The sequence below is a fragment of the Agrobacterium sp. 5Ca50 genome (assembly GCF_055381905.1).
The window spans coordinates 226,061-243,438 of record NZ_AP026439.1 but is presented as its reverse complement, the minus strand read 5'-3'; the positions used below and the strand labels follow the sequence as shown (position 1 = coordinate 243,438).

16 protein-coding genes are annotated in these 17,378 nt (G+C 56.5%); 1 reads left to right on the top strand and 15 read right to left on the bottom strand.

Features of this window, described 5'->3' with window-relative positions; translation table 11 throughout:
• Positions 1 to 24: 24 nt before the first annotated feature.
• The 15 genes from ACZ5FM_RS18755 to ACZ5FM_RS18685 all read right to left on the bottom strand — a co-directional run bounded on the left by ACZ5FM_RS18755 (position 25) and on the right by ACZ5FM_RS18685 (position 14,693).
• A complete protein-coding gene (locus ACZ5FM_RS18755; protein WP_464040893.1) occupies positions 25 to 1,047 on the bottom strand; it encodes a substrate-binding domain-containing protein in 1,023 nt (340 codons plus the stop codon).
• A 316-nt stretch (positions 1,048 to 1,363) separates the two neighbouring features.
• Positions 1,364 to 2,053 (bottom strand): GntR family transcriptional regulator, encoded by a 690-nt coding sequence (locus ACZ5FM_RS18750; protein ID WP_250984425.1) that lies wholly within the window; start codon positions 2,051 to 2,053, stop codon positions 1,364 to 1,366.
• Positions 2,054 to 2,176: 123 nt separating this feature from the next.
• Positions 2,177 to 2,566 carry a cupin domain-containing protein gene (locus tag ACZ5FM_RS18745; protein ID WP_250984424.1) on the bottom strand — a complete coding sequence of 130 codons (390 nt, stop codon included), beginning with the start codon at positions 2,564 to 2,566 and terminating at the stop codon, positions 2,177 to 2,179.
• A 4-nt stretch (positions 2,567 to 2,570) separates the two neighbouring features.
• The gene (locus ACZ5FM_RS18740) at positions 2,571 to 3,470 is read right to left on the bottom strand and encodes an NAD(P)-dependent oxidoreductase (RefSeq protein ID WP_464040892.1); all 900 of its coding nucleotides are present in this window, start codon (positions 3,468 to 3,470) and stop codon (positions 2,571 to 2,573) included.
• Between the two features lie 111 nt (positions 3,471 to 3,581).
• Positions 3,582 to 4,007: a carboxymuconolactone decarboxylase family protein gene (locus tag ACZ5FM_RS18735; protein ID WP_192489824.1), complete on the bottom strand. Its 426-nt coding sequence runs from the start codon at positions 4,005 to 4,007 to the stop codon at positions 3,582 to 3,584.
• A gap of 60 nt (positions 4,008 to 4,067) precedes the next feature.
• Positions 4,068 to 5,504, bottom strand: coding sequence for an aldehyde dehydrogenase family protein (locus tag ACZ5FM_RS18730; RefSeq protein WP_259148694.1), 1,437 nt, complete (start codon positions 5,502 to 5,504; stop codon positions 4,068 to 4,070).
• 10 nt (positions 5,505 to 5,514) lie between these two features.
• Positions 5,515 to 6,402: an NAD(P)-dependent oxidoreductase gene (locus ACZ5FM_RS18725; RefSeq protein ID WP_464041053.1), complete on the bottom strand. Its 888-nt coding sequence runs from the start codon at positions 6,400 to 6,402 to the stop codon at positions 5,515 to 5,517.
• A 58-nt stretch (positions 6,403 to 6,460) separates the two neighbouring features.
• Positions 6,461 to 6,787: an NIPSNAP family protein gene (locus tag ACZ5FM_RS18720; RefSeq protein WP_464040891.1), complete on the bottom strand. Its 327-nt coding sequence runs from the start codon at positions 6,785 to 6,787 to the stop codon at positions 6,461 to 6,463.
• A 79-nt stretch (positions 6,788 to 6,866) separates the two neighbouring features.
• A complete protein-coding gene (locus tag ACZ5FM_RS18715) occupies positions 6,867 to 7,667 on the bottom strand; it encodes an N-acyl homoserine lactonase family protein (protein WP_250984419.1) in 801 nt (266 codons plus the stop codon).
• A gap of 109 nt (positions 7,668 to 7,776) precedes the next feature.
• Positions 7,777 to 8,988 (bottom strand): ABC transporter substrate-binding protein, encoded by a 1,212-nt coding sequence (locus ACZ5FM_RS18710; protein WP_250984418.1) that lies wholly within the window; start codon positions 8,986 to 8,988, stop codon positions 7,777 to 7,779.
• A 30-nt stretch (positions 8,989 to 9,018) separates the two neighbouring features.
• Positions 9,019 to 9,729, bottom strand: coding sequence for an ABC transporter ATP-binding protein (locus ACZ5FM_RS18705; protein ID WP_192489830.1), 711 nt, complete (start codon positions 9,727 to 9,729; stop codon positions 9,019 to 9,021).
• Entirely contained in the window at positions 9,722 to 11,488 is a 1,767-nt protein-coding gene (locus tag ACZ5FM_RS18700; RefSeq protein ID WP_250984417.1) for a branched-chain amino acid ABC transporter ATP-binding protein/permease, read from the bottom strand. Before ACZ5FM_RS18700 ends, ACZ5FM_RS18705 begins: the two co-directional genes overlap by 8 nt.
• Entirely contained in the window at positions 11,488 to 12,453 is a 966-nt protein-coding gene (locus ACZ5FM_RS18695; protein ID WP_250984416.1) for a branched-chain amino acid ABC transporter permease, read from the bottom strand. Before ACZ5FM_RS18695 ends, ACZ5FM_RS18700 begins: the two co-directional genes overlap by 1 nt.
• Positions 12,450 to 13,820 (bottom strand): MmgE/PrpD family protein, encoded by a 1,371-nt coding sequence (locus ACZ5FM_RS18690; protein WP_464040890.1) that lies wholly within the window; start codon positions 13,818 to 13,820, stop codon positions 12,450 to 12,452. The genes ACZ5FM_RS18695 and ACZ5FM_RS18690 overlap by 4 nt, the downstream gene beginning before the upstream one ends.
• A 126-nt stretch (positions 13,821 to 13,946) precedes the next feature.
• The gene (locus tag ACZ5FM_RS18685; protein WP_464040889.1) at positions 13,947 to 14,693 is read right to left on the bottom strand and encodes an SDR family NAD(P)-dependent oxidoreductase; all 747 of its coding nucleotides are present in this window, start codon (positions 14,691 to 14,693) and stop codon (positions 13,947 to 13,949) included.
• Between the two features lie 365 nt (positions 14,694 to 15,058).
• On the opposite strand from ACZ5FM_RS18685, the gene ACZ5FM_RS18680 reads away from it, so the two are divergent.
• Positions 15,059 to 17,266: a methyl-accepting chemotaxis protein gene (locus ACZ5FM_RS18680; protein ID WP_464040888.1), complete on the top strand. Its 2,208-nt coding sequence runs from the start codon at positions 15,059 to 15,061 to the stop codon at positions 17,264 to 17,266.
• The last annotated feature ends 112 nt before the right edge of the window (positions 17,267 to 17,378 follow it).

The following is a 17,378-nucleotide window of genomic DNA, read 5'->3' as shown; positions in this document are numbered from 1 at the left end:
GCTATCGCCAGCCCGAAGGCCATTTTATTTGAAGAACTCGCCAGCCTGTTCAGGCGTCACGGCTGCAGTCACAGACCAGTAGCCTGGCTTGCCGTCTGCAGCCTTGATGTTGTCAGCAAGGTTTTCGTTGTTCACGAAGGGGATCGGAATATAGATGGCATTGCCATAGGTACCGCCAAAAACGCCGTCCTTGAATTCCTTGCCCTGCAGCTTCAGCACAGCAACGTTCAATGCGCTGGCCATAACGCCGGGAGGGTTGACTGAAGCACCGGAATTGAACTTTTCGGCTTCCCAGCGGGTCATGAAGTCCTTGCGGATTTCACCCGTCGCAGCAATGTCCTTTGCCTTGCCGGCGGCTTCGATTGCGCGCCATGCACCATCAGCCATGCCGTCCTGAACCCAGACGCCGCTGATATCAGGGTAGGTTGCGAGAAGGTTCTGCATGGCCTGCTGACCCTGCGCCTGGTCCCAGCTGGCATTGGCTTCGTTCAGGACCTTGATGTCAGGATATTTGGCAAATACTTCGCGGTAACCGGCGACGCGGGCTTCGTTGGCAGGGTTGCCTGCAATGCCGTTGATCGCAACAACGCTGCCCTTGCCTTGCAATGTATCTGCAAGCCACTGCGCGGACTGTGCAGCCCATGCCTTCTGGTCGATACCGACATAGATGGCATCCTTGGAGGATACTTCCGCATCTGTCGCGATCACGAGGATGTTGCGTGCCTTGGCCTGCGCAAAGATCGGGTCAAAAGCAGTCGGGCTACCCGGATTGATCAGGATCGCATCAACGCCCTGGTTCATGAAGTTCCTGATGTGGCCAATCTGTCCCTGCACATCGACATTGCCGCTCTGGACAACAACCTCAACCTTGACGCCCTTTTCGCCCCAAGCCTTTGCAGCAGCCTGAGCCTCTTCGATCATCTGCGTGCGCCACTCACTGCCGACGAACGAGTTGGAAAGACCGATCTTGAAGCTCTGCTCCTGGGCGTGCACGGACGTACCGGCCGCAAGCACCATCGCAGCGGCAGCCATCAAATGTCTAAACATGAAATTTTGCTCCTCCAAGCACGGATATACACTATGAAACCGTTTACATCGACGAATGTAACCGGTTTCACTATTGAGTCAATCCTATGACACCTGTTTTGTTGTCGCTGGGATAACGGGCTAAAAGATGAAATAAAGCAGCCTGTTCAGAGAATAGGCGCGCAACATCCCGGCATTGAACCGTAGTGTCAGGGACTGACAATTCAATAAAAGCGGAGTGTCCTCTCATTGCTGATACAGCATTGAGAGGACAATCCGATAACGATCCTTCGTGACGACGGAAGGCGAGAAGCCGATTGTATTGTTTGGGGACGCCTCAGCTGTCCACTAAGGCCGCCTTCTGTTGTTCACCCAGTAACTTCAGGGCAACAATCGACGCGTTTTTCACGTGTTGCGAGGCGTACTTCCGTGCGGCCTCGGCATCGCGTGACTGTAAAGCCTTCGTGAGTGCATCGATTTCTGCAAGGCTCTGGGAAATCCGTTCGGGGTGCATAAGAGACGTTGCGCGCAGAATATTGATGCGTGAGAAAAGGCTCTGGAGGACCTCCCGCACCAGCGTGTTGCCACAGCGCCCGAGCATGATCGAATAAAGACGGCTTTTGGCTTCAAGCACCTCGGCCGTTTCGCCAGCAAGTGCGTGGCCGCGCAGAACCGCCGCTTCGCGGCCAAAGGCATTCAAGTCTTCATCCGAGCCACGCGTTGCAAATTCCTGGGCAGCAAAACCTTCCAGCAATTCACGAAGCGCGTAAATTTCGCCGGCTTCTTCAAGCGAAATGCTGGCGACAACTGGCCCCTTGTGGGGGACGATTTCCACCAGCTTTTCCGCTTCGAGCTTGCGCAGTGCCTCGCGCAGAGAAGTCCGGCTTACACCAAGCTCCTCGCACAATTCACGCTCGACGAGGCGGCTGCCCGGAGCATATCGACCCGAGGTGATGCCGTCTCGTACGGCGTTTTCTATCTGCCGGCGGAGCGTATCCGCTTGCAAGGCAACCCCACGCACAACCATCAGTAATTCCTATATTACATTATGACCATCCGACATTTACATGATCCGCAGGTCTGTAACAAGTTGTGTCCGCCGACGATAAAGACCCGTAGTCTACACGTGGAATGCCGTACCGGACGGTGATCAGGCACCTGCAGATGCGAATTGCTCGGCCGTCACTTCTTCTTCCCACACGGTCTTGCCGATAGAAACGGCAGTGTGAAGGAGGTAGCTCGTGGCCGTTGCACCGTGCCAGTGACGCTCTCCCTCTGGAATCCAGACAATATCTCCCACACGAATACGTTGAGCTTGTTCACCATCCACACAAACCCAGCCTTCGCCGGCAACAACGGTCAGCACCTGCCCGGTCTCATGGGTGTGCCAGTAGGTACGTGCACCGGGCGTGAAGAACACATTGTTGATTGTCACGCCATCGGTCGTCGGCATGATCGGGTCAGCATGAACCGTTCCCGTAAATGTCGAAGATCTAACTTCGGAAACCGCGCCAGTCTGGCGGCCATGGAAAATCTTCATCACATCAGTCCTTTTTGTTGTGCAGGCGAACGCCGCCCGAAATGTCCCCGATTGCATCAACGACGCGATTGCTGATCACATCGCCATAACCAAGCGCAGTCGCAAGACCAAAGCTGGCCATGGGCCCGGCAGAGTTGAGAGACGAAACGCCTAGTTCGTGTAACATGTCACAATAGAGCAAAACATCCTTGGTCATCAGCTTGCTGGTCAGGCCGCCTTCCAGATAATCACCGTCGACAATCCTAGGGAAGCGGTTCAGCGTTGCGAAGTTAACACCACTGCTGGCATTGAGCACATCCAGCAGCTTGTGCAGATCAAGACCGGCCTTCTTGCCCGCCACCATGACTTCCGCCGTCGCAGCAAGGCTGACGGCGTTGAGGAAATTGTTGAGAAGCTTGGCGGTGTGACCCGCGCCGCAGTCGCCCATGACGATCACTTTGCTGGCAATCAGCGAAAACACGGGCTGCAACCGTTCAATGGCGCCGGCGTCGCCGCCCACCATCAGCGTCAGGGCGCCTTTTTCGGCAGCGGCAGCGCCACCGGAAATTCCGGCATCAACCAGGAACGCACCCTTTTCCGCAAAAAGACGGGCAAGTCTTTTGGTCGAGGCGGCCGACGCCGTGCTCATATCCGCAACAACCTGTCCGGGGCGGATATGCTGGAGAACTCCATCTTCGCCCTCCACGACACGTTCGATCACGACGCTGTCAGGCAAAGAAAGCAGGATGATATCTGCGCCTTCCATCACCTCCCGAATGCTTTGGGACGGTGTCGCACCAAAACGCGCTGCTGCCTGCGCATCCTTGTCGTAACCGAGGACTTCGACGCCGCCTGCCACGATGCAGCGCGTCATGCGTCCTCCCATATTGCCAAGTCCGATAAATCCCACTTGCGGATTAGACATCCTGCTTATCCTCGATACAGCACCCAATTCCGTTGCCAGAATGCTGGCATTGCGGGCGCGTTTTCCTCACTCACGCTCATCCATCGCCAATGGCACTGGCGCGCGGACAGTTCATTTGCCGCTTCCGTTCAAGGCTTCACCAGCCTTTGCCTGCTCTGCCTGCCATTCCTTGATGGCCGTGCTGGCAGTTCTGAACGCGGCAAGAGCCGCCGGAGCGCCGCAATAGACCATGGCCTGCAACAAAACGGCCTGGATTTGGTCTGGTGTCACGCCGTTGCGCAAGGCACCGCGCACATGCACCGCCAGTTCGTGGTGCTGGTTCATGGCCGTCAGCATGGCGAGATTGAGCATGCTACGGGTTTCAAACGGTAACCGTTCGTCGCCCCAGACCTCACCCCAGCAATATTCCGTGACTAGCCTCTGGGCTGGCCGGTTGAAATCGTCAGCATTTTCCCACGACTTTTCGACGTGGGCTGCGCCCAGCACGCGTTTGCGGTTCTGGAACCCTTTGGCGAAGATTTCGCTTTCAGTTGGCATTCCGATGTGCCTCCCTCGTTATGACTGTTATTGCTATCGGGCTGACCTGGATGACCGTGCTCATTCGCCGGCTCCGTATCCAATCATCGCCTTGGTTTCGAGATACTCGCGCAGTCCCGCCTCGCCCCATTCGCGGCCATTGCCCGAGCGGCCAAAACCACCGAATGGCGCACCGAAGTCAGCAGGCGGATAATTGATATGCACCTGACCACCATTGAGCCGCCGGGCAATAGCTCGCGCCCGCTCACGGTCTGCCGACTGGACATAGGCGGCAAGGCCGTAAAATGTGCCATTGGCAATGGCGACGGCTTCATCTTCACTCCGATAGGGAATGATCGACAGAACCGGACCAAAGATTTCTTCCTGCGCAATGGCCATGTCCGGCCCAACATCGCTGAACACTGTCGGGCGCACATAATAGCCGTCTGGCAGACCTTCAGGACGTTCAGCACCGCCAGCAACAAGTGTTGCTCCTTCTGCCACACCACTGTTGATGAGGCTCAGGACACGATCAAACTGGCTGCGATTGACGACCGGGCCGAGCTGGGTATCGGCGGCATCCGTCGGTCCAAGACGATAGGCATCCGCGGCGTCCGCGGCGATTTTGGACGCGCGGTCCATCAGATGCGCGGGCACCAGCATACGGGTGGGGATCGAGCAGGATTGGCCCGAATTGGTAAAGCAGGCCGCCACGCCTCGACGCACAGCATCTTCAAGATCAACGTCATCAAGCAGAATATTGGCCGACTTGCCGCCCAGTTCCTGCGCGACCCGTTTGACCGTCGGAGCCGCTGCCCGCGCCACCTCGATGCCAGCACGGGTCGAACCGGTAAAGGACACCATGGCAATGTCGTCATGGGCTGCAATGGCAGAGCCAACCGTTGGACCATCGCCGTTGACGAGATTGAAGACACCGGGAGGCACACCCGCCTCATGCAAGACTTCGGCAAATAGAACCGTGCTGATGGCGGAGAATTCGCTGGGCTTCAGAACCATCGTGCAGCCAGCAGCAAGTGCTGGCCCTACCTTCACGATGACCTGATTGACCGGCCAGTTCCAAGGCGTGATCAGACCACAGACGCCAACCGGCTGGTGCCGCAGGCGCGTGCCGCTATCCATGTCCTCTTCGAAACGAAAGTCTCTCAGGACCTTCAGCAGCGCCTCGATATGCAAAGGTCCACGCGCCGCCTGCCCCTTTGTTGCAAAGGTAATGGGCGAACCCATTTCCACACGCATCGCTTCGGCAAACTCATCATAACGACTGTTATAGGCAGCAAGAATCCGCTCAAGCAAAGCAATGCGTTCTTCGACGGTCGTGGCGGCAAAGGCCGGTGCTGCACGTTTGGCGGCCGCCACGGCTCTGTCAACATCCGCTTCATTGCCGAGAGACAGCCGACCAATGACCTTTTCGGTTGAGGGATCGATGAGATCCATGGTGCTGCCACCAACTGGCTCAACCCAGGCACCATCAATATAAAACTTGTCCAGGACGATCATGGCGAAACCCTCAATCCTGTTCCTGCTCGAGCAGGCGATACATTTCGGTGTGATCAGCAGTTGGGCCGACCTCGCCTGCCTGCTCATGCCAGAGGTCGATACCGTTGCGTCCGAAGGTCAGCGGATAATCAACCGATTGCGCCAAGGCACGGGCAATGCCCAGATCCTTGTCCATGAGATGCAGTGAAAAACCGGACCCGTAGGTGCCCGACAACATAAATTGTTTGACCTTGTTTTCAGACGTATTGCTCTTGCCGGATGAGGCGTTGAGCACATCCGTCATCGCCTCAGGCGAAATGCCAAAGCGCTGTGCAACATGCAGCGCCTCAACCGTCACCATCAGCCCGCACGCCGACACGAAGTTGTTGAGCGCCTTGGCCGCATGGCCAGACCCGGCCGGACCGATAAACAGAATGGACCCGCCCATTGCTTCAAGCACCGGCATCGTCTCGGCTTTCACTGTTTCCTTGCCACCCACGAGAATGGCAAGTGTGCCCTCCCGGGCTCGCTTGACGCCACCGGAAACCGGAGCATCAAGATATTCCAGCCCCTGCGCTTCAAGCGTTGCCGCCAGATTGCGGGATCTAACCGGCTCTGACGAGCTCATGTCGATGACCAAAGCCCCTTTGCGCAGTGCTGCTGCCCAACCATTTCCTAGAAGAACCGTTTCAACGATCTTGGAATTCGGCAGCATGGTGATCAGAACATCAGCCTCACTCGCCACATCTTTCGTCAATGGCGATACGGATAGCTCATCACAGATCGCGCTGACCCGCGCCGGATCTGCGTCCGCCACCAGAATGCGAAATCCTGCCTTAACCAGGCATGCGCACATCGGCGCGCCCATCATTCCCAATCCAATGAAGCCTATTGTTTTTCCGGCCATCTGATTGCCCAACCTCACCTGTTTTCATCGCGCTCCGGCCCAATGCCGGAAGTGGTTTTAAAACCTGCCGTTAACGCAGGGCGGAAAAATCCGTTGGAGCAAGGAAACTGTTATCCACCCGCGCAACGATCGGGCGTTCGCGTTCGGTTTCCGCACGCGCAGCGATCCAGTCAGCGTCGGCCTGGAATGCGTTCCATCGCTCTTCACGTTCCGCCATGCTGTTCCATTTGAGAATGTAACCGAGCGTGTGATTGTCACTGCCGACAAGTGTCGTCCAGAAACCCACCTGTTCGATGCCATATTTGTCGAAGAAGCCGAGCGTATGGCTACGGAAACGGTCGAGAAGAGCTGGCAGTCTGGTGGGGGCGCAGTAGTAGACACGCATTTCAAGGATCATCGGATTTTCCTCCCGGATCATCAATCAAGTTTACGTTACATTGCAGTAATACAATATGTCAATAATACAAAATTATGGATCAGATTGTTAATTCGTCGACATCCAGTTTGGCAACCATGCCTTCGGTCTGATTGCTGTAAGCCGGATATCGTTTGAGCACCTCCGGATCGTGCCCGGGAACAATCAGGCGCTTCTCACCGGCCAGCTGCATCAGCCGTCCGTAGCCAGCGATCGTCTGTGAAACGCTGTCGCAAGTCGGGAAAACCCGGCCGGAATTCATATGAGCGTAGTGGTGGGACGCGTCAGAGGCGAGCACGACTGCGCCACGCGCCGTGTTGACACGCACGCATTGAAGGCCGCGCGAATGGCCACCGATATGATGTACGGAAACGCCGGGAAAAAGCTGGTCGTCCCCATTTGCAAAAGCGACCTTGCCTGCGTAAACGCGGCGCACCATGCCCGTCACATCCTCGGCCTCATATGGGTGGTTTAGCGTGTGGTGACACATGCAGGGACCGGTCGCGTATTGCATCTCGCTTTCCTGCATATGGAAGCAGGCATTGGGGAACATGTCGTTGTTGCCGGCATGGTCGTAATGCATATGGGTAATGATGACGTGCTGTACGCTGGCGCAATCCACACCCACGGCCGAAAGGGCCTGATTGACGGGTGTGGTCAGTTCGCGCGCTCGGCGATTGCCGCTGTCCGGATTAAAGCCGGTATCGACAATGATGGTGCGCTTGTCATTGCGGATCACCCACACAAAATAGTCAAGTGGCATCGGCCGGTCATGTTCATCACCGCCGATGAAATTCTGCGAAGATTGCCGCCCGTTATGGGCATATTTCACGGCAAGAACTTCATATGTCTCGTCAGCCATTCCATCCTCTTTACGCTTGCAGCGCGCGGCGCAGTATCCAGAGCCGGGGCGGGTTGAACCGCCCCGGTTATGACGTCCTCACCCGGACACGATGTCCGGGCTAGCATCATCATTTCGGCCAGATCGGCTTTGCAAGCGCCAGATCGTCAGGATAAACGGTAACCGGAATACCCTTCTGCCACTGGATGATCGTCAGGCTGGCGCCTTCGCGATGGCCCTTGTCGTCAAAGCTTAGCGTACCGCCGGGGAAATATTTGGCCGGACCGGCATTCAGCGTTCTCAACGCTTCACCAAGAGCGGCACGGTCACGGCTGCAGCTCTTGTCCAGTGCATCCTTGAACAACCAGATATCGCCATAGGTCGAGATGGCATTCTGCGTCATCCATGGCTCGCCATACTTTTCGTTCAGACGCTTGATCAGGTCTTCCTGACCTTTGGTGCCCCAGTTCGCCACCGCTGACATCACGCCTTCAAGCAGGTCGGCCTGCATGGTGTTGAGTACTTCCGGTTCGGCAATAGCAATACCAAAGGAAACCACAGGTGTGTTGACCCGAAACTCCTTCATCTTCTCAAGGATCAGCTTGCTGTCTGAGATAACCGTCGGTAGGAAAAACAGCAGATCCGGCTTTTGCTGCCGCACTTGCTGCACAAGCGAGGTCGCGTCCGCCAGCGGCGGCGTGAACACCTGCTCGAAGGACAGGTCAAGACCGACATCCTTCAGAAGGCCCTTCTTCATGCGATCAACAGAGGCAAGCGATGCAGCCGTGTTATCGGTGATGATCGCCACGGTCTTTGGACGCGTGCCGGTTTGCTGCTCGGCAAGGTCAAGGATGATCGGCAATGCGATTTGTGCCTGCACACCCGCGGTCGCAGAAGTCTGGAAGATGTTCTTGAAACCGCGGCTGGTGATGAGGTCGGAATAGGACAAGGTCAGAAGCGGCAGATTAGCACGTTCCGTTACTTCGCTGACCGCGAGCGTGAACGAGCTCAGATAAGCGCCAGTTGCTCCGACAAGGCCCGGAAAGTCCGCAACCATGCGCTGGGCAGAGTTGGTGGCTTTTTCAACGGAATCGCCTGAATCGATAGTGACAAGCTGTAGAGGCGCGCCGCCCAGGCAAGCGATGCCGCCGGCTTTATTGACGTCCTCGACTGCCATTTCGGCGCCCATTTTCATGACCTGACCCGGACGGGCATAAATGCCCGATGTCGGCGCGATCAAACCAATCTGGATTGGTTCTGCCGTCTGGGCCTGCGCCAAACCGGCATTCAGCACTGTTGATGCCAGTGCTGCTGTCAGAAAGAATTTTGCATTGCTTTTCATGTGTTCACTCCTCCACACATTATTGCTTTGTTACATTCCAAGATATGCCTGACGGACGCGGTCGTCGGCCTTCAGCGCCTCTCCGTCTCCCTCGAGCACAATTCGTCCCGTTTCCAGAACGTATCCGCGATCTGCAAATTGCAGGGCCTCGGCGACCCGCTGCTCCACCAGCAGGATCGAAAGACCTATGTCACGCCTGATCTCCATCATCTTGTCGAACACAAGATCGGCGGTGGATGGAGCAAGTCCCATGGATGGCTCATCAAGCATCAAAAGCTTCGGAGATGATGCCAAACCACGACCTATGGCCAGCATCTGCTGCTGACCGCCCGACAATGTGCCGGCATACTGGCCAGCACGCTCCTTCAGCACCGGAAACCAGGTGTATATGCGCTCAAGATTTTCTTTCCATTCGCGGCGGCCCTTTTCGGTCGCGGCACCCATTTCCAGATTTTCAAGCACCGTCATCGACGGAAACACCTGCCGTCCCTCTGGAACATGGGCGATGCCCAGATGTGGTCGACTGGATGGCTCAAGGTTGGAAATATCCTGTCCCTCGCAGAGAATGCGACCACCGCGTAATGGAACGATCCCAGAAATTGCCTTGAACAACGTGGTCTTGCCCGCACCATTCGGACCGACAACCGAGATGAACTGGCCCTGGCCGATCGTGAGTGACACGCCGTGCAGAACCGCGATGGATGATGAATAGCCGGCGGTGATGTCTTCGATCTCAAGCATTTGCCACCCATTTCTTTCCAAGATAGGCCTCGATAACCCGTGAATCCCGGGTAACTTCCTGCGGCAGTCCTTCGGTAATGACCTGCCCGTGATCGAGCACAAGGAAGCGATCAACCAGCTGAACCATGGCATGCATCGTGTGCTCGATAATCACGACCGTGACACCTGACGCTGACAGCCGACGGATAACGGCAACCACTTCGACCGCCTCTTCCTTGCCAAGCCCTGCCAATGTCTCATCCAGCAACAGGATGTGTGGTTTTCCGGCCAAAGCGCGGGCAAGTTCCATCAGACGCAGGTCCTTGGTCGAGAGACCCCCAGCAAGCTGGTGCGCGATATGCAACAATCCGACCTGACGAAGTGCATCGTCAGCGATGGTCTCTGCCTCTTCCTCGCTTTTTGCGGTGACGTAAGAGCCGACCTTCACGTTGTCGCGAACACTCATGCGGGTGAACGGACGCATGATCTGGAACGTGCGGCCGACACCGGCCTGACACAGTTCATGCGGTTTACGACGCGCCATATTGACGCCATCAACCATAACCTCACCCTCGCTCGGCAGCTGAAAGCCGTTGAGCAGATTGAACAGCGTGGTCTTGCCAGCACCGTTCGGGCCGATAATGCCGAGGATCATGCCCTTATTGACCTGGAAGCTGACATTCTGCACGGCTTTCAGACCACCGAAGTTCTTCGACATATTGCGCACGTCGAGGACGATTTCGGGGTTGAGTGCTCGGGTTTCCCGGGCCGGAAGCGGTGTGACATTGGCAGCCACCGGCTGATCGGCGATCACAGGTGACGTTTCTTCCTTGCGGCTACGCAAACGGTCACGAATTTTCCAGAACATGCCCTCCGGTGCAGCGGTGATCAGAACCACGATGGCAACACCGTAAACCACGCCCTGAATACCGGGCAGGAAGTTGCCGAGTTCCGCGTGCAGGATTTCGGCAATCGGGATCAGGAAGGACGCACCGATAATCGGCCCCCACAAGGTACCCGCACCACCGAACATCGTCACAGTCAGCGCCTGCGCAGAGACCAGCATGCCAAACACCGACTGCGGTGTAATGACGAGAATGACGACGGCATAGAGCGACCCGGCCATCGCGGCAATGGCACCGCTCAGCGCGATAGCTTTGAGTTTCCATCGCAGGGTATCAATACCGGCAGCCTCGGCAGCTGCCTCGTTCTGCTTGATGGCGATAAGCGCCATGCCGAAACGAGAGGCTTCGATTGCGCGCGACAGCACGACAACGGCGCAGAGGAAGACCATGGCAATCAGCGTGTAGACCCGACCATCCGTGAACTGCATGTAAGCGGCAGGATTGTCGTGGACACGTGGAATGCTGACTTCAGGAAAACCAAGCCATTGGAAGACGTACATCAGTGCCAGCGGATAGGCGAGCATGCTGAGCGCGAAGTAGTGGCCGCGCAGCTTGAAGGTTGGAAAACCAATCAGAACACCGGCAACCGCGCCGATCAGACCCGACACAAAGAACATCAGCCAGGGCGACAGACCCCAGTAGATTTGTGCAAGCACGGTGGCAAAGGCGCCTATGCCGAAAAAGCTGGCATGGCCGAAGGACACAAGCCCGGTATAACCGCTGAAGATGTTCCAGCTCAGGCCAAAAATGGCCCAGATCAGTACCAGCGTCAAAATGAGTTGGTAGTAGGAATTGGTCACAAAGATCGCAAGCACCATGTAGCCAAGCGCTAATGCGAAGAAGACCCTGATAGATTTGAGAACAGACATATTCATCACGTTCTCTCCACGTTGCGGCCGAACAGGCCTTGGGGTCGCAGCATGACAACCAGCAGGAAGCACACGAAGATTGTCGCATTCTGCAACTGGGTGGGCAGGACGAGTGTCGAGAACTGCTGGATGAGACCAATCAGCATGCCGCCCCAGAAGGCACCGATGACGCTGCCGATGCCGCCGAGAACAACACCCGCATACATGATGATGACGTATTCGAGACCGACGAACGGGCTGAACGGATAGTTGGTGGCAAGCAGACCGCCGGCCATCGCCGTAACCGCAGTACCAATGGCGAAGGCCACACGGTGCGACTTGTCGACATTGATGCCCATATAGGTCGCAGCTTCAGCATTGTCGGCCGCAGCACGTAGTGACTTGCCAAGGAAGGTGCGTTGTATCAGCAGCCACAGGCCGATGATGGCGACGGCCGAAAACAGCGCCGTCAGCACACGCGACTTGTTGAAGAACAGCAGGATCGGCATGCTTTCACCAAACGGTTCAAGTGCCCATGCGTCACTCGACAGCGGTGTGCGGATCGATACCAGATCGGCACCAAACAGGATCATCGCGCCATTCTGCAGGATAAGGGCAATACCAAGCGTCAGGATGAGCTGTGCGTAGTGGCCGTCGGCCTCCATGCCCACAGTCCGTGTTCCCGTCACCCGACGGATCATCAAACGGTGGATGATCCAGCCGAACAGGAACATCGCAGGCGCTGCTGCCATGACGGCAACATAGGCGCCAAGTTCAGCACCGAAAAAGGCCTGAATGCCAAAAGCGCCGAACGCGAAATAAGTCGCGTACATGCCGAGCATCATGAAATCGCCTTGGGCGAAGTTAATCACACGCATGATGCCGAAGATCATAGCCAGACCCACGCACATCATCCCGTAAAGCGCACCAACCAGCACACCTGTAATCAGGAGCTGCAAGATGCTCTCAATCAATATCTGAAAGTCGCTCATACGGCTCTTTCTCCTCCTCCAGTTCGGCATAATTGTTCCAGCGCCGCTACAGCGCGTGCGCTGGCCCCGCTCTTCGTCAGGTTTTCAATGGCAAGTTCGATTTGCTGCGCTTGTTGTTTGCCCAGGCGAGTTGCCGCGGCATCGGCCAATCTCTTGCGAACCAGTTCTGGCGACGCTGAACGCACATCATCAAGGAGTTCAACGATCACCTCACCCCGCTTCGTCTCCAACCGGAGTTCCGCGCCCTGACGGGCCGGAAAGGCTCCATCCAGCCTATCGGAAACCGTGATGGTCGTGCGGTCGATCAGGTCTGTGATCGCTGCATCATTGAGCAGCGCATAATTGGCCTCAGCAATCTCGCCACGGGCAATCGTCGCGGCCATGCCAAAGAAAATACTCATCTTTGCCTGCAACGGCGTCTCAAATGGACCGCGATAATTGCAGCCCGGATAATTCAGCGCGGCGTTGTAGGTCGACAGGTGGATCTTCTCGACGCTATCGCCATCTCCCACCCGGTTGATGGCTGCCAAAGCCACCTGACAAGGTGACTGTGCAAAATTGCAGGCAGGCACTTCCTTGTTGAAAACCGCCATGATTTCAAACGCGCCATTTGGATAAAGCGAGATACGCTCAGTCGGCAGCGGAATGCCAAATGCGGGAAACAGGCCGGCAACACCATCAAGCGCGCTGTCTGACCCTTTGGCACCGAGTGCGGCAAGTTTCACAGCACTCAGTGCATTGCGGGCCGCAAAACCGGGGTGAAAATACATGTCGTCAGCGCCGCTATGCGGCCACTCGTTGAGACCACCAAAGGCATTTGCAGCAAGCGCCAGCGCGTTGACTGTCTTGTCCTGATCGAGACCAAGCAATATTGCGCCAGCCAGTGCGCCTGAAAGTGGGCCTATCAGGCCCGTGGGACGAAAACGCCGCGCCATATCTGGCGTTATCAGCGCCCGCCCGACCCGACCGCCGATTTCATAACCCGCAATAGCTGCTTCCAGTGGATCTGCGACAAGGTCAGGGTTTTCGGCAACGAGCGCCAGAACAACTGGCCAGACCACGACACCCATGTGGCTGATACTGCCGGCATGCATGTCTTCGCGCACCAGGCCGTGGCCACGAACGCCATTGGCGAAGGCTGCATCCAATGCACCAACAGTCGCCGCCTCACCAATCACGGCGCACGGGCCATTGCCGCCAACCGCGACAGCCAGTGCCTGCCTGCTCCACGGTAGATCGGCAGCCTCGATTGCGCAGGAGATGAAGTCGGCAAGGCAGGTGGCTGCCTTTGCCCGGACCTCGTCCGGGAAGCCGCCTTCAGGTTTTGCCTGAGCGACAAGTTCGCGCAATAGCGCATTGCTTCTCATTGAACTCTCTCCCTTTTGGCCCTTGGTCAGCCCGCCTAAAGGCAGGCATGAGCAAGGGTTCGGGCGCCCGGAAAGGGACAGCCCGCCTCCATTCATGCAAATTGGCAAACCCGTCGCGGCCGCGCTTCAAGCGCCCGCGATTGACATTCCACAGTCGATTTTCAGAGATACGCCGGTAATGCAGCGCGCATCATCCGAGGCCAGAAACACCACGGCATTGGCAACATCTTCCGCCTCAGGCAAACGGCCGAGCAGCGACTTCGCCTCCCGTTGCGCCCAGCCAGCATCCGTAATGACTGCGCTGGCTCCTGGCGTGCGCACCGAGCCGGGCGCAACAGCATTCACCCGCACACCCTTGGCGCCCAGTTCGGCAGCCTGTTGGCGCGTGAAAGCATCGATTGCGCCCTTGATTGTCGTGTAAACCGAGGTGCGGCCAACAGCCATCGAAACAGCAATGGATGAGAGATTGATGATGCTGCCGTTTGCGCTCTTCTCAATGAACGGCGTCGCCGCCTGCGTTGCCCAGAGAAAACCCTTGATGCCAACATCCAGCATCCGGTGCACTTCATGTTCGGGAAATTCTGCCAGTGGCGAATAATGGAAAACAACGGCATTGTTGACGAGAATGTCGAGACCGCCATCTGCGGCAAATGTATTAATCTCCTTATGAACGGCCTGACGGTCGCTGACATCGCAGGCCAGAGCGACAAGATCAACATGCGCATTTTCGGAGATCACAACGTCCAAACGTCCTGCATCATTATCGAGGACGCCAACGGTGGCCCCAGCTTTTGCAAGACCAACTGCGATAGCAAGACCGATACCGTTCGCGCCTCCGGTGACAACAGCACGCAATCCCTCCAGTGCCGGCATGCAAACCTCCCCTTTTGCGTTACCTAATCCTTAAAATGGGTAATATCACAAAATGACAATAATACAATCATAAAATTCACACCACTCGACCACCCTGTCCCACTAATTGCACGGCAGGCGACTGTCTTATCGTATCCGCAATAGGATGAGGCAAAACCACCACCGCTTGCCCGGGCCTAAAATCGTGAAAGGCCTTATTTCGCACCGTCTTTCAGGCGATGGCAAACAACGCATTATTAATAACAGATATATAATATACATACATTTGGAGCGATCCTCACCGATTACCGGTACCGAGGGTTGTCCGCTCCAAGTCACGGCAACTTCGAGGAGGAGTATTCCGTGACTTCATATGGGGGAGCGTCATGATTTTCAGATCTGCCACAAGCCGCAATATTTTCTCTGTTGCAGCAGCTGGGGTGCTGACAACAGCGGCTGCGGCTGGAATTCTATTCTCGATCACCTACAGCGACATGCGGGAAGCGAGCATCACTCGCATGAAACAGATCACGGAATCGGGTGCCGCCGGGATCGCCAAGGATATGAGCAACGCCGTCCAGGTGGCGAGCGGCATTCGCTCCAGCCTGACAGCGATGCAAACCGCGCAAAAGGCCGATCGTACAGCGGCTGATGCCATGCTAACCGCAACCCTTCGCGACAACCCCGCCCTTCTGGCCACATGGACAGCTTGGGAGCCGAACGCTTTCGACGGCCATGACGTCGATAACACCGGTCAGACGGGGCATGATGCGACAGGACGTTACGTTCCTTACATGTCGCGCAGCGGCGACAAGATCGCACACGATCCACTTGTGGACTACACCGTACCTGGCGTTGGCGACTATTACCTTCTGGCCCGCGACAGCCAGAAAACGGTTGTCATTGAACCCTATGAATACCCGGTTGATGGCAAGACCGTGCTAATCACATCCGTTGCCATGCCGATTATTGAAGATCGCAAATCTGTTGGCGTTGCAGGCATCGACATCTCGCTCGCCGCCGCAAACGAAACAATTTCAAAAATCCATCCGATGGATACCGGTTTTCTGGCGCTGGTAACTGCCAAGGGCAATATTATCAGCCACCCGGACAAGGCACTGGTCGGAAAATCCATATCCAATGCAGGCGATGCTGTTGCAGGTTGGGCCAATATCATCGCCAATTCCGGAACCGAAGAGGAGATGACGGCGCCGGATGGCACCACCTATTTCTCGATTGCCGCTCCGGTCAAACTCACACCCGAGATGAATTGGTATGCGATTGCCTTTATCCCGAAAGACACGGTCTTTGCCGGTCTCTATAGCATGATGTGGAGTGCAGCTTTCATTACCGCCGGGGCGATTGCGCTGCTTGGTCTTTCCGGTTGGCTGATTGCCCGTCGCTTCATTGGCCGCATTGCCAATGTGATCGGTGAAACCAACGAAATTGCCAGCGGCAATCTGAATGTCGATCTTCGTGACCGTGAAAAGCATGACGAGATTGGTGACCTGTCACGTTCTCTTGAAATCTTGCTTCAGAACAACCGCCGCCGTGTGGAACTCGAAGCCGAGGCCGAGGCAGGACGCGCAGCGCAAGAGGCGGAGCGTCTCGAACGTGAGCGGATCAATTCCGCGCAGGAAGAAGAAGTCCGATTTGCTGTAACCCGACTGGCTGGTGGACTGGAGCGGCTGTCCGAAGGTGACATGACCGTGCGCCTCGACGAATCCTTCTGTCAGGCGCTCGACGGAATTCGCGGCAACTTCAACCATTCCGTGGAGAAATTGCAGGCGGCAATGTTGTCGTTCCGCGACAACGCCTCAACAATCCAATCCGGCTCGGAAGAAATTCGCAACGCCGCCGACAATCTTGCCCGCCGCACCGAACAGCAGGCGGCATCGGTCGAACAGACAGCTGCAGCATTGGAGCAGATCACCACATCGGTGAGAGATTCGACCGCGCGTGCTGAAGAAGCCGGCAATCTCGTCACACGCACGCGGCTTGGTGCTGAGAAATCCGGCGATGTGATGCGCGAAGCCGTCAATGCAATGAGTGAGATCGAAAACTCCTCGCAATCCATCTCCAACATCATCAGCGTCATTGATGAAATTGCCTTCCAGACGAACCTACTCGCCCTCAATGCTGGCGTTGAGGCCGCCCGTGCCGGTGAGGCCGGCAAGGGTTTTGCGGTGGTCGCGCAGGAAGTTCGTGAACTTGCCCAACGCTCGGCGCAGGCAGCAAAGGAGATCAAGAGCCTGATTTCCTCATCTGGTGATCATGTAAAACGTGGTGTCTCATTGGTTGGACAGACCGGCACAGCGCTGCAGGCGATTGTCGCGGAGGTGCAGCAGATCAACCAGAATGTCCTGGCGATTGTGCAATCCGCGCGCGAACAATCAACCGGTCTGCAGGAGATCAATGCTGCGGTGAACCAGATGGACCAGGCCACCCAGCAGAACGCTGCAATGGTTGAGGAATCCAACGCCGCCTCCCATACGTTGGTAACGGAGGTCTCTGCCCTCTCCAACCGCCTTGGCCAGTTCCGGCTGACCCAAACGCATAATGTTTCCCCGATACAGTACCGGGGCGCAGCGTAGGTCTTTCTACCAACTATCCATGCCCACCAATCCGGCCGTGTCCGCACGGCCGGAATTTTTATGGCCGCTGACAGGACCAACAGTTATCTTGTTGTTGCGCGACCACTGACGG

What these genes read in the sequence shown, in the direction of transcription:
- ACZ5FM_RS18705 (WP_192489830.1), bottom strand. Translation starts at nt 9,729, where the DNA reads ATGCTTGAGATCGAAGACATCACCGCCGGCTATTCATCATCCATCGCG.
- ACZ5FM_RS18715 (WP_250984419.1), bottom strand. Translation starts at nt 7,667, where the DNA reads ATGGCTGACGAGACATATGAAGTTCTTGCCGTGAAATATGCCCATAAC.
- ACZ5FM_RS18680 (WP_464040888.1), top strand. Translation starts at nt 15,059, where the DNA reads ATGATTTTCAGATCTGCCACAAGCCGCAATATTTTCTCTGTTGCAGCA.
- ACZ5FM_RS18750 (WP_250984425.1), bottom strand. Translation starts at nt 2,053, where the DNA reads ATGGTTGTGCGTGGGGTTGCCTTGCAAGCGGATACGCTCCGCCGGCAG.
- ACZ5FM_RS18735 (WP_192489824.1), bottom strand. Translation starts at nt 4,007, where the DNA reads ATGCCAACTGAAAGCGAAATCTTCGCCAAAGGGTTCCAGAACCGCAAA.
- ACZ5FM_RS18700 (WP_250984417.1), bottom strand. Translation starts at nt 11,488, where the DNA reads ATGAATATGTCTGTTCTCAAATCTATCAGGGTCTTCTTCGCATTAGCG.
- ACZ5FM_RS18720 (WP_464040891.1), bottom strand. Translation starts at nt 6,787, where the DNA reads ATGATCCTTGAAATGCGTGTCTACTACTGCGCCCCCACCAGACTGCCA.
- ACZ5FM_RS18710 (WP_250984418.1), bottom strand. Translation starts at nt 8,988, where the DNA reads ATGAAAAGCAATGCAAAATTCTTTCTGACAGCAGCACTGGCATCAACA.
- ACZ5FM_RS18695 (WP_250984416.1), bottom strand. Translation starts at nt 12,453, where the DNA reads ATGAGCGACTTTCAGATATTGATTGAGAGCATCTTGCAGCTCCTGATT.
- ACZ5FM_RS18685 (WP_464040889.1), bottom strand. Translation starts at nt 14,693, where the DNA reads ATGCCGGCACTGGAGGGATTGCGTGCTGTTGTCACCGGAGGCGCGAAC.
- ACZ5FM_RS18755 (WP_464040893.1), bottom strand. Translation starts at nt 1,047, where the DNA reads ATGTTTAGACATTTGATGGCTGCCGCTGCGATGGTGCTTGCGGCCGGT.
- ACZ5FM_RS18740 (WP_464040892.1), bottom strand. Translation starts at nt 3,470, where the DNA reads ATGTCTAATCCGCAAGTGGGATTTATCGGACTTGGCAATATGGGAGGA.
- ACZ5FM_RS18690 (WP_464040890.1), bottom strand. Translation starts at nt 13,820, where the DNA reads ATGAGAAGCAATGCGCTATTGCGCGAACTTGTCGCTCAGGCAAAACCT.
- ACZ5FM_RS18730 (WP_259148694.1), bottom strand. Translation starts at nt 5,504, where the DNA reads ATGATCGTCCTGGACAAGTTTTATATTGATGGTGCCTGGGTTGAGCCA.
- ACZ5FM_RS18745 (WP_250984424.1), bottom strand. Translation starts at nt 2,566, where the DNA reads ATGAAGATTTTCCATGGCCGCCAGACTGGCGCGGTTTCCGAAGTTAGA.